The sequence below is a fragment of the Lentzea sp. NPDC006480 genome, from assembly GCF_040611995.1.
Classification (GTDB): Bacteria; Actinomycetota; Actinomycetes; order Mycobacteriales; family Pseudonocardiaceae; genus Lentzea.
In genome coordinates, this window is the sequence record NZ_JBEXPJ010000104.1 from 20,080 (window position 1) to 31,046 (window position 10,967).

Annotated in this window: 10 protein-coding genes and 1 pseudogene; 8 read left to right on the top strand and 3 right to left on the bottom strand. The window is 67.6% G+C overall.

All coding sequences use genetic code 11. From position 1 onward, the window contains the following. Window positions 1-60 precede the first annotated feature (60 nt). Window positions 61-3,618: a DNA polymerase III subunit alpha gene (gene dnaE, locus ABZX92_RS31355; RefSeq protein WP_355567236.1), complete on the top strand. Its 3,558-nt coding sequence runs from the start codon at window positions 61-63 to the stop codon at window positions 3,616-3,618. On the opposite strand, the gene ABZX92_RS31360 is transcribed toward dnaE, so the two are convergent. Both ABZX92_RS31360 and ABZX92_RS31365 read right to left on the bottom strand, forming a co-directional pair. Further along, window positions 3,615-5,213, bottom strand: a complete 1,599-nt coding sequence (locus tag ABZX92_RS31360) for an MOSC domain-containing protein (RefSeq protein WP_355567239.1) — start codon at window positions 5,211-5,213, stop codon at window positions 3,615-3,617. The two genes, dnaE and ABZX92_RS31360, sit on opposite strands and share 4 nt — an antisense overlap. Continuing rightward, window positions 5,213-5,290 (bottom strand): annotated as a pseudogene (locus ABZX92_RS31365) (CGNR zinc finger domain-containing protein); the annotation flags it as partial. The pseudogene ABZX92_RS31365 and the gene ABZX92_RS31360, both read right to left, overlap by 1 nt. Window positions 5,291-5,378: 88 nt before the next feature. Between ABZX92_RS31365 and ABZX92_RS31370 the strand changes: the two are divergent. The 3 genes from ABZX92_RS31370 to ABZX92_RS31380 all read left to right on the top strand — a co-directional run bounded on the left by ABZX92_RS31370 (window position 5,379) and on the right by ABZX92_RS31380 (window position 8,052). Next, on the top strand, window positions 5,379-5,543 hold the full coding sequence (locus tag ABZX92_RS31370) for a hypothetical protein (RefSeq protein WP_355567242.1): 165 nt from the start codon (window positions 5,379-5,381) through the stop codon (window positions 5,541-5,543). 36 nt (window positions 5,544-5,579) lie between these two features. After that, a complete protein-coding gene (locus tag ABZX92_RS31375) occupies window positions 5,580-6,785 on the top strand; it encodes a cytochrome P450 (protein WP_355567245.1) in 1,206 nt (401 codons plus the stop codon). Between the two features lie 64 nt (window positions 6,786-6,849). After that, window positions 6,850-8,052 (top strand): adenosylmethionine--8-amino-7-oxononanoate transaminase, encoded by a 1,203-nt coding sequence (locus ABZX92_RS31380; RefSeq protein WP_355567267.1) that lies wholly within the window; start codon window positions 6,850-6,852, stop codon window positions 8,050-8,052. Here the strand turns inward: ABZX92_RS31380 and ABZX92_RS31385 are convergent. Beyond that, window positions 8,025-8,267 (bottom strand): glutaredoxin family protein, encoded by a 243-nt coding sequence (locus tag ABZX92_RS31385; protein ID WP_355567248.1) that lies wholly within the window; start codon window positions 8,265-8,267, stop codon window positions 8,025-8,027. The two genes, ABZX92_RS31380 and ABZX92_RS31385, sit on opposite strands and share 28 nt — an antisense overlap. A gap of 36 nt (window positions 8,268-8,303) precedes the next feature. On the opposite strand from ABZX92_RS31385, the gene bioD reads away from it, so the two are divergent. The 4 genes from bioD to ABZX92_RS31405 all read left to right on the top strand — a co-directional run bounded on the left by bioD (window position 8,304) and on the right by ABZX92_RS31405 (window position 10,908). Further along, complete coding sequence (bioD, locus tag ABZX92_RS31390) at window positions 8,304-9,023, top strand: dethiobiotin synthase (RefSeq protein ID WP_045314303.1); 720 nt, start codon at window positions 8,304-8,306, stop codon at window positions 9,021-9,023. Between the two features lie 70 nt (window positions 9,024-9,093). Continuing rightward, window positions 9,094-10,110: a biotin synthase BioB gene (gene bioB / locus ABZX92_RS31395; protein WP_086666668.1), complete on the top strand. Its 1,017-nt coding sequence runs from the start codon at window positions 9,094-9,096 to the stop codon at window positions 10,108-10,110. Then, entirely contained in the window at window positions 10,110-10,304 is a 195-nt protein-coding gene (locus ABZX92_RS31400; RefSeq protein ID WP_355567252.1) for a hypothetical protein, read from the top strand. Before bioB ends, ABZX92_RS31400 begins: the two co-directional genes overlap by 1 nt. Before the next feature lie 13 nt (window positions 10,305-10,317). After that, window positions 10,318-10,908 carry a DUF2567 domain-containing protein gene (locus tag ABZX92_RS31405; protein WP_355567255.1) on the top strand — a complete coding sequence of 197 codons (591 nt, stop codon included), beginning with the start codon at window positions 10,318-10,320 and terminating at the stop codon, window positions 10,906-10,908. The last annotated feature ends 59 nt before the right edge of the window (window positions 10,909-10,967 follow it).

A 10,967-nucleotide genomic window follows, 5' to 3' on the forward strand; every position in this document is an offset into this window, starting at 1 on the left:
GGTTGGCGGATCCGGATTTCGCGTACTTCCCACGCGTCCGTTCGATCTCCTGGAGGTACGGTGGCGGACTCGTTTGTGCACCTGCACGTGCACACCGAGTACTCGATGCTCGACGGCGCGGCCAAGGTGGCACCGCTGTTCGAGGAAGCCGAGCGGCTCGGCATGACCGCTGTGGGCATGAGCGACCACGGCAACATGTACGGATCCGACGAGTTCTACCAAACGGCCACGAAGACCGGCATCAAGCCGATCATCGGCATCGAGGCCTACCTCGCGCCGCACAACCGCCTGCACAAGAAGCCGGTCTTCTGGGGCGACCCGGGCCAGCGCGGCGACGACATCTCCGGTGCCGGCGCGTACACGCACATGACGATGTGGGCGCGCAACGCCGACGGGCTGCGGAACCTCTTCCGGCTGCACACCGAGGCGAGCAAGACGGGCTACTACTACAAGCCCCGCATGGACCGCGAGCTCGTCGCGCAGCACGCCGACGGCATCATCGCGACGACCGGCTGCCCGTCCGGCGAGGTGCAGACCCGGCTGCGACTGGGCCAGGTCCAGGAGGCGTTGCAGGCCGCGTCCGACTACCAGGACATCTTCGGCAAGGAGAACTTCTTCCTGGAGCTGATGGACCACGGCCTCGACATCGAGCGCCGGGTTCGCGAGGGCCTGCTGGAGATCAGCAAGAAGCTCGGCATCCCGCCGCTCGCGACCAACGACAGCCACTACGTCACCAAGGACCAGGCGGACACGCACTCCGCGTTGCTCTGCGTGCAGTCCGGCAAGATGCTGACAGACCCGAACCGGTTCAAGTTCGACGGCGACGGTTACTACCTGAAGTCGTCCGAGGACATGCGGCAGATCTGGAAGGACCTGCCGGAGGCGTGCGACAACACGCTGCTCGTCGCGTCGATGGTCGAGTCGTACGACGACATCTGGAGCGTCAAGGACCGGATCCCGAACTTCGAGGTGCCCGAGGGCGAGACCCAGGCTTCCTGGTTCCGCAAGGAGATCCGGCGCGGCCTCGAGTGGCGGTTCCGCGGCTCCGAGGTCCCGGAGGAGTACATCAAGCGGTGCGACTTCGAGGCCCAGGTCATCATCGACAAGGGCTTCCCGGCGTACTTCCTGATCGTCGCCGACCTCATCAACTACGCCCGCAGCGTCGGCATCCGCGTCGGCCCCGGCCGTGGTTCCGCGGCAGGCGCGGCCGTGTCGTGGGCGATGGGCATCACGAACATCGACCCGATCCCGCACGGCCTGCTGTTCGAGCGGTTCCTGAACCCCGAGCGCACCGCCATGCCCGACATCGACATCGACTTCGACGACCGCCGGCGTGGCGAGATGATCCGCTACGCCAGCGAGAAGTACGGCGCGGACAAGGTCGCCCAGGTGATCACGTTCGGCACCATCAAGACCAAGGCCGCGCTGAAGGACTCGGCGCGCGTGCACCACGGTCAGCCGGGCTTCGCGATCGCGGACAAGATCTCCAAGGCGCTGCCGCCGCCGATCATGGCGAAGGACATCCCGCTCAACGGCATCGTCAACAAGAGCCACCCGCGCTACGGCGAGGCCGCCGAGGTCCGCTCGCTGCTGGAGACCGACGCGCAGGTGAAGGAGATCTTCGACACCGCGCTCGGTCTCGAGGGCCTGATCCGCAACGCCGGTGTGCACGCGTGCGCGGTCATCATGTCGAAGGACCCGCTGTCCGACTCCATCCCGCTCTGGTACCGCGACGACGGCTCGTTCATCACCGGCTGGGACTACCCGTCGTGCGAGAACATCGGCCTGCTGAAGATGGACTTCCTCGGGCTGCGCAACCTCACGGTCATGGGCGACGCCATCGAGAACATCGAGGCGAACCGCGGCAAGGACGCGGTGCCGGACTTCGACACCCTCCCGATGGACGACCCGGAGACGTACGCGCTGCTCGGCCGCGGCGACACGCTCGGCGTGTTCCAGCTGGACGGTGGCCCGATGCGCGACCTGCTGCGCCGCATGCAGCCGACGTCGTTCGAGGACATCGTCGCAGTCGGCGCGCTGTACCGCCCCGGCCCGATGGGTGTGAACGCGCACAACGACTACGCGGACCGCAAGAACGGCCGCCAGGAAGTCAAGCCGATCCACCCGCAGCTCGAGGAACCGCTCAAGGAGATCCTCGGCGAGACGCACGGTCTGATCGTCTACCAAGAGCAGATCATGTTCATCGCCCAGGAGGTCGCGGGCTACTCGATGGGTCGAGCGGACGTGCTCCGCAAGGCCATGGGCAAGAAGAAGGCCGAGGTTCTGGCCAAGGAGTTCGAGGGCTTCCAGGCCGGTATGCGGGCCGACCCGCGCGGCTTCTCCGACGAGGCGATCCAGGCGCTGTGGGACACGATCCTCCCGTTCGCCGGCTACGCGTTCAACAAGTCGCACGCGGCCGCGTACGGCCTGATCTCGTACTGGACGGCGTATCTCAAGGCGAACTTCCGCGCCGAGTACATGGCCGCCCTGCTCACGTCGGTCGGCGACAACAAGGACAAGTCCGCGGTCTACCTCGCCGAGTGCCGCCGCCTCGGCATCAAGGTGCTGCCGCCGGACGTCAACGAGTCGGCGCTGCGCTTCGGTGCGGTCGGCACGGACATCCGCTTCGGTCTCGGCGCGGTCCGCAACGTCGGCGCGAACGTCGTCGAGTCGATCATCAAGACGCGCCGGGAGAAGGGCAACTACACGTCCTTCACGGACTTCATGGACAAGTCCGAGCTCGTCGCGTGCAACAAGCGCGTGATCGAGTCGCTGATCAAGGCGGGCGCGTTCGACTCGTTCGGCCACACCCGTCTGTCGCTGATCCAGGTGCACGAGGACGCGGTCGACGCCGTCGTGCCGATCAAGCGCAAGGAAGCGGAAGGCCAGTTCGACCTGTTCGGCGCCGACAGCGGCGACGATCCGGACGACAGCGCCTCCCCGCTGGCCCACCTCAAGTTCGGCACGGACGAGTACCAGCGCAAGCAGATGCTGAGCCTGGAAAAGGAAATGCTCGGGCTGTACGTGTCGTCGCACCCGCTCGACGGTGCCGAGCGGATCCTGCGGAAGTACGCGCCCCGCCCGATCGCGGTCGTGCTCGACGACCCGCCCAAGGAAGGCGAGCTGATCGTCTCGGGCATGATCTCGTCGATCGAGCGCCGGGTGAACAAGAACGGCCTGCCGTGGGCGATCACGGTCATCGAGGACCTGGACGCGTCCATCGAGGTGCTGTTCTTCCCGAAGTCCTACGAGGTGCTGCGCGACGACCTGGAGCTCGACTCCGCCGTGTGCGTGAAGGGCCGGGTGAACTGGCGCGAGGACAAGATGGCGATCTTCGGTGACGGTGTCGTCCCGCTCGACATCAGCGACGCGGAGATGAACCCGGACGCGGACCCGCCGCTCGTCCTCGGGCTGCACACCAAGACGTTGACGCCGGAGCTGATCGAGGAACTGAAGATCGTCTTCAAGACGCACGAGGGCCACGTCGCGGTGCACCTGGAGGTCCAGAAGCGCGACAAGTCGAAGGAGCTGCTGGTGGTGGACAACTACCGGGTCCAGCCGACGCCGTCGCTCTTCGGTGACCTCAAGACGATCCGCGGCGTGACGATCCAGCGCTAGAGATCCAGTACCAGGTCGGTTTCCGGCCGCGCGCAGCAGACGAGCGCATGGCCGGGAGCCGGTGGTTCCAACGGCTCCGGGTCGTGCCTCACAGTGCCGGAGACGATCGGCGTCACGCACGTGTGGCAGACGCCGGTGCGGCAGGACCAGCGGGTCGGGACGTCGCACGCTTCGGCCAGTTCGAGGATCGGCTCATCACCTCGGGTGGCCGCGGTCAGGCCACTGCGCGCGAACGTGATCTTCGGACCGTTGCCTTCCGGGGTGGGTTGGTGCGGCGCAACGGTTTCCGTGCCGATGAGGCCGGGGTTGATGGACGAACGCGCGCCGAACAGTTCGCTGTGGATGCGGGCGGGGTCGAGGCCGAGGTCGATGAGGGCGGCGCGCATGTCGGCCATGAACGCGCTGGGGCCGCAGAGGTAGGCCGACGCGGTGGCGGGCAGGCCGTTGAGGTGCTCGCGGGTGAGGCGGCCGTGGTCCGAGTGGTGGACGAGCTGGTGGCCGGGGTTCAGCTGACGTACCTCGGCTGCGAAAGCGTGGTCTGCCGAACGGGTCGTGTGCAACCACCAGACTTCACGATCGTTGCCCTGCAACGCGTGCAGCATCGCCAGCACCGGTGTGACGCCGACTCCCGCGGACAGCAGGATCACCGGTTCGTCGCCGGGTTGGAGGACGAAGTCGCCTCGGGGCGCGGCGACGTCGAGTGTGTCGCCGACTTTCAGCTGAGTGTGCAGATAGGTGCTGACCTCGCCGTCGCGCTTGACGCTGATCCGGTACGAGTCGGACGACAACGAGTAGCTGCGGACACCCGAGTTGACCCGGACCGTCAGGTATTGACCGGGAAGCGGCCGAGGCAGGTCGTCACCGGCGAGGTGGAACGACGTCACGGTCGGGCTCTCCGGCACGATCTCGGTCACGGTCAACGGCCGAAAGCCTTGCCACGCGGTCGTTTTCTCGGGTCCAGGGGCGAGGAGCTCGCGGAACGAGCCCTGCCATCCCGGGCTCAGCTCCGGGATGTCGACGGCTTTGCGCAGGCTCTCCGGATCCTTGCCGGGCAGGTAGAGCAACGCGTCGATCGCCGCGACGCTCATCCGGTGCCTGCCGACGCGGGTGCGCTCGATCTCGTCCCCCGCCTGGACTTCGCCCTCGGTGATCACGCGCAGGTAGAAGCCGGGGCGGCCGTGCGCGACCAGCAACGACGGCATGCGAGGTTCGCCGAGACGCATGCCGACGCGGTAGCACGTGACGCGCGGCTGCGTGACCTCGAACTCGGCTTCCCCGATGCGGAACCGGTCGCCGATGTGCACCTCGGTGTCGGCCAGCCCCTCGACGGTGAAGTTCTCGCCGAACTGGCCGTACTCGAACTCCCTGTCCAGCTCGGTCTGCCAGTGCTCGTACGACTCCCGTTGGTACACCAGGACAGCGCGGTTCTCGCCGCCGTGACCGCCGAGGTCGCCCTGGCCGTCACCGTCGATGTTGAGTCGGCGAACCATTCGAGGGCCGGTGACCGGTTGCTTGAAGATTCCGGTGTGGACGGTCTTGTCGTGCCAGGAGACATCCTTGGGCAGGCCGACGTTCAACGACAGCAGGCGGGCCATCACTTCACCTCACGGGAGCGCTGGTAGCGGCGGCGGGCGTTCATCCTGTTGCCGCAGACCGCCATCGAACACCACCGGGCGGGTTCATGAGCGGGCCAAGGACTTCTACGTCAGGGCCGGACTCACGACATCGAGGCCGCACATTCTGAAATGTCCGAAAGAGACGTGGAAGTCATGCCGTTGAGGCACAACGCCGGTTTGCCTGACGGGCAGAGCGGTTTCGATGGCGGAATCGACCCGGAACGACGCGATTGCGCCAGCTTCTTCGACTTCACCGACCCGGACGGCACCACGGGGACGGTGCAGGAACGAGGATCGCTCGAGAAATAGTGGCGAGAGTTGAGTTAACGGGGTTAACTGGGTTGGGTGACGACACTCACCCAGTTGCCCGACGACTACCTGCAGAACCCCCACGAAGTGCACGACATGGTGCGTGCCGAGGGGCCTGTGCGGGAAGTCCGCCTGCCGCGTGGGCTCAAGGTCTGGCTCGTGACTCGGTACGACGAGGCGAAGATCGCCCTCACGGATCCCAGAGTCAGCAAGAACATCCTGGAGGGCGGCCACCTGATGGCCGTGCACGCCTCCGGGGAGTACGAACGGCGCGAGATCGAGCCCACGCTCGCCGTGCACATGCTGAACATGGACCCGCCGGGCCACACCCGGCTGCGCAAGCTGGTCACCAAGGCGTTCACCGCCCGCCGCATCGAGCTGATGCGCCCGCGCGTGCAGGAGATCGCGGCCGAGCTGATCGCCAAGCTGAACGACGGCGACGAGGTCGACCTGCTGGAGGCGTTCGCCTTCCCGCTGCCGATCACGGTCATCTGCGAGCTGCTCGGCATCCCGATCGACAACCGCGACGACTTCCGCGAGTGGTCGAACCAGCTGCTGTCGTTCGGCACGCCGGAGCAGGTCCAGGCCGCGGCGGCCTCGATGGCCGGGTTCCTCTACCAGCACGTCATGGCGATCGCCGAGGCCGAACCGAACGACACCTTCTTCTCCGCACTCGTGCACGCCGACGACTCCGGCGACCGGCTGAACACCGAAGAGCTGGTCTCGATGGCGTTCCTGCTGCTCGTAGCCGGCCACGAGACGACGGTGAACCTCATCGGCAACGCGGTGCTGGCGCTGCTGCGCAACCCGGACCAGCTGCAGATCCTCAAGGACCGCCCGGAGCTGATCCCGGCGAGCACCGAGGAGTTCCTGCGGCTGGAAGGACCGGTCAACCTCGCGACCTTCCGCTACACCAAGGAAGCGATCGAGCTCGGCGGCGTCACGATCCCCGAAAACGAGATCGTCCTGGTGTCGCTGATCGCGGCGAACCGGGACCCCGAGCGCTACGAGAACGCCGACCAGCTCGACGTCACCCGGTCCGCGCAGGGGCACGTCGCGTTCGGGCACGGCCTCCACTTCTGCCTGGGTGCGCCGCTGGCCCGGCTGGAGTTCGACGTGGCGCTCACGCAGCTGCTCGCGCGGTTCCCGAACCTGCAGCTCGCCGCCGAGCCGGACACGCTGGTGTGGCGGGACAGCACGCTGATCCGCGGTCTGCACACGCTGCCCGTGCGGCTCGCTTAATGTCTGGCAGGTGGACGACCTGCTGAAGCTCGACCAGGCGCACGTCTGGCACCCGTACGGCCCGATGCCGGGCACCCAGGAACCGCTGCTCGTCACCGAGGCGGAGGGTGTCCGGCTCACGCTCGCGGACGGCCGGGAGCTGATCGACGGCATGTCGTCCTGGTGGGCGGCCATCCACGGCTACCGCCACCCGGTGCTCGACGCGGCCGTCACCGACCAGCTCGGCCGGATGAGCCACGTGATGTTCGGCGGGCTCACGCACGAGCCCGCCATCCGGCTCTGCGCGAAGCTCGTCGAGATCACACCGGAGCCGTTGCAGCACGTGTTCCTGTGCGACTCCGGCTCGGTGTCGGTCGAGGTCGCGGTCAAGATGTGCCTGCAGTACTGGCGTTCGCGGGGGCGTCCGGAGAAGCACCGGATGCTGACGTGGCGCGGTGGTTACCACGGCGACACGTTCAACCCGATGTCCGTCTGCGACCCCGAGGGCGGGATGCATTCGTTGTGGCGTGGAATTCTGCCGCAGCAGGTCTTCGCCGACGTGCCGCCGGCCGAGATGGACACCGCGTACGTCCAGCACCTCTCGGACCTGATCGAACAGCACGCGCACGAGCTCGCCGCGATCATCGTCGAGCCGGTCGTCCAGGGCGCGGGTGGCATGCGGTTCCACGACCCGCGCTACCTGCACGTGCTGCGTGAGCTTGCGTACACACACGACGTGCTGTTGGTGTTCGACGAGATCGCCACGGGCTTCGGGCGCACCGGTGAGCTGTTCGGTGCCGGCCACGCGAACGTCAGCCCGGACGTGATGTGCCTCGGCAAGTCGCTGACCGGCGGATACCTGTCGATGGCCGCCACCCTGTGCACGTCCCGGGTGGCGGACGGGATCAGCAAGGGCGAGGTGCCTGTCCTCGCGCACGGGCCGACGTTCATGGGCAACCCGCTCGCGTCGGCGGTGTCGCTGGCGTCGATCGACCTGCTGCTCTCGCAGGACTGGAAGCGCGAGGTCGCCCGGATCGAGACCGGCTTGAAGAACGGCTTGGCGCCCGCTCGGGAGCTGCCGACCGTCAGGGACGTGCGGGTGCTCGGTGCCATCGGCGTCGTGCAGTTGCACGAGCCCGTGGACATGGCACGAGCCACCAAGGCGGCGGTCGACAACGGGGTGTGGCTGCGTCCGTTCCGCGATCTGATCTACACGATGCCGCCGTTCATCAGCACGGACGACGACGTCGCGACGATCTGTCAGGGCGTGATCGCGGCGGCGAGCTGAGTGTCGGAAGGTTCGACGAGGAACTCGCCGTTCGGCAACACCACGACGGGGATGTTCCTGCGGCCCGCGATCTCGATCGCCCGGTCGCGCGCCTCGTCGTCGTGCTCCACGTCGACGTAGGTGAACGGCACGTTGTTGCGGGTCAGCCAGGACTTGGCCCGGCGGCAGTCACCACACCATTCGGCGCCGTACATCACGATCGGCTCGTCACTCATGCTGTCACCGTAGGTCACGGCCTAGGGTGAGTGCCTGTGAGCGTGCTGGTGATCACCGGAACCGGGACCGAGGTCGGCAAGACCGCGGTCACCGCTGGCATAGCGGCGCTGGCCAGGGCAGAGGGCAGACGGGTCGCGGTGCTGAAACCCGCGCAGACCGGTCTGCTGCCCGGCGAGCCGGGCGATGTGGCCGAGGTCGCGCGGCTGGCGGGCGACGTGACGACCCGTGAGCTGGCCAGATACCCCGACCCGCTGGCGCCCGACACCGCGGCCAGACGGGCGGGCATGGCCACCGTGCACCCCGCGGACGTCGCCAAGGCCGTCACCGAGCTCGACGAGACCCACGACCTGGTGCTGGTCGAGGGTGCGGGCGGGCTGCTGGTGCGGTTCGACGAGGGCGGATCCACCCTGGCCGACATCGCCTGGGCGGTGAACGCGCCGGTGCTGATCGTGGCTCAAGCAGGGCTCGGGACGCTCAACACGACCGCTCTGACGGCTGAGGCGCTGCAACGGCGCGGCATCGAGTCGCTCGGTGTCGTGGTCGGCAGCTGGCCGTTGCACCCCGACCTCGCCTCCCTCACCAACCTGGCCGATCTGCCCCAGGCGGCGGCCGGTCCTTTGCTCGGCGCACTGCCTCAAGGTGTGACAAAGCTCGGTTCTGTGGATTTCCTGGCGGTCGCCAAGAGATCGTTTTCACCGTGGTTCGGGGGCGAGTTCGACCCGGAGACGTTCGCGGCTCAGTTCGCGGTCCAGTGACCTACGTCGCTCCACGATGAAGGATTCAGTGAGGCATAGTGCTCGCCAGGCCACAGGAGGAGGAGAGACCGTGACCGCAGCTCCGGAACAGATCGACGTGCTCGACGAGGCTCGTGAGCAGGTGCTCGAACGAGGTGTCGGACTGTCCGAAGCACAGGTCCTAAAGGTCCTCGAACTGCCTGAGGACCGGATCCCCGAGCTCCTGGCCCTGGCGCACGAGGTGCGTGAGCGCTGGTGCGGCCCGGAGGTCGAGGTCGAGGGCATCGTCTCGCTGAAGACCGGCGGCTGCCCCGAGGACTGCCACTTCTGCTCGCAGTCCGGCCAGTTCCCGTCCCCGGTGCGAAGCGCCTGGCTGGACATCCCCGGCCTGGTGCGCGCGGCCCGGCAGACCCGCGACACCGGCGCGACCGAGTTCTGCATCGTCGCTGCCGTGCGCGGCCCGGACAAGCGGCTGCTCTCTCAGGTGCGCGACGGCATCAAGGCCATCCGCGAGGACGGCAACGACATCCAGATCGCCTGCTCGCTGGGCATGCTCACGCAGGAGCAGGTCGACGAGCTCGTGGCGATGGGTGTGCACCGCTACAACCACAACCTCGAGACGGCCCGCTCGCACTTCCCCGAGGTCGTGACCACGCACTCCTGGGAGGAGCGCTGGGACACGCTGCGGATGATCCGCGACGCCGGCATGGAGGTCTGCTGCGGCGGCATCATCGGCATGGGCGAGACGCTGGCCCAGCGCGCGGAGTTCGCCGTGCAGCTGGCCGAGCTGGAGCCCGACGAGGTTCCGCTGAACTTCCTCATCCCGAACCCCGGCACGCCGTACGAGAACTACCCGGTCGTCGAGGGCGCCGAGGCGCTGCGCACGGTCGGCGCGTTCCGGCTGGCCCTGCCGCGCACGATCCTGCGGTTCGCCGGCGGCCGTGAGCTGACGTTCGGCGACCTGGGTGCCAAGCAGGGCATGCTCGGCGGCATCAACGCGATCATCGTCGGCAACTACCTGACGAACCTCGGCCGCCCGGCGCAGCAGGACCTCGACATGCTCGAGGAGCTGTCCATGCCCATCAAGGCGCTGAGCCAGACCCTGTGATGACGACCGTGTTCTGCTCTTTCTGCGGCAAAGAGGAAGCTGACGGCGACCACGCGTTCTGCCGTCAGCGCCTGTCGATGATCGACCCGCCGCGGTACTGCTCGGAGTGCGCTCGCCGCATGGTCGTCCAGGTGACTCCGGACGGCTGGGCGGCGCGCTGCAGCCGCCACGGAGAGATCACTTCAGCACGGTAGTAACCTCTCGCGAATGGACGAGAAAGCTGCCCCGGTTCGCATCGAACCCCTGCCGGAGCCGCCGTACGTCTACCACTACATCCGGCCGCGGCCGAAGGTCGTGGTGAAGCGGGATCTGCTGCCTGGCCTGGTGGTGCTGCTGACGACGTTCGCGTTCGGGCTGCCCGCCGGCTACCTGTGGTCGTGGCTCGCCCCGGCGCAGCTCAAGATCGTGTCGCCGAACGACAACAAGTTCTACCCGATCGGCGTGGAGAGCTATCACCGGCTCGACGCGCTGATGGTGTTCGTGATGATCGGTCTCGGCGCGGGTGCGATCACCGGCATCGCGGTGTGGCTGCTGCGGCAACGGCGCGGGCCGGTCGTGATGCTGGCGATGACGGCCGGGTCGTTCGCGGCGGCGTGGTTCTCCCAGTACCTGGGCGGCAACCTGGCCGCGGGCGCGTACCCGATGCCGGCGACGATCAAGCCCGGCGACACGCTGCTCGTGGCGCCGTCGCTGGAGACGTGGTGGGGGATTCTCGCGTGGCCGCTGGCGGCTGCCCTGGCCTACGGCTGCTGCGCGGCGTGGAACGGTCTGGACGACCTGGGCCGCCGCCTCGGCTGAGCTCGATGTGCACGTTGTGGCCGACGACGCAGGACGAGCCGATGTGCACCGGGTGGACC

Excerpts from the sequence above, each read along its gene's own strand:
- ABZX92_RS31360 (WP_355567239.1), bottom strand. The coding sequence starts at position 5,213 with ATGGCCCGCCTGCTGTCGTTGAACGTCGGCCTGCCCAAGGATGTCTCC.
- ABZX92_RS31380 (WP_355567267.1), top strand. The coding sequence starts at position 6,850 with ATGCCGGGCACCCAGGAACCGCTGCTCGTCACCGAGGCGGAGGGTGTC.
- ABZX92_RS31385 (WP_355567248.1), bottom strand. The coding sequence starts at position 8,267 with ATGAGTGACGAGCCGATCGTGATGTACGGCGCCGAATGGTGTGGTGAC.
- ABZX92_RS31400 (WP_355567252.1), top strand. The coding sequence starts at position 10,110 with ATGACGACCGTGTTCTGCTCTTTCTGCGGCAAAGAGGAAGCTGACGGC.
- ABZX92_RS31405 (WP_355567255.1), top strand. The coding sequence starts at position 10,318 with ATGGACGAGAAAGCTGCCCCGGTTCGCATCGAACCCCTGCCGGAGCCG.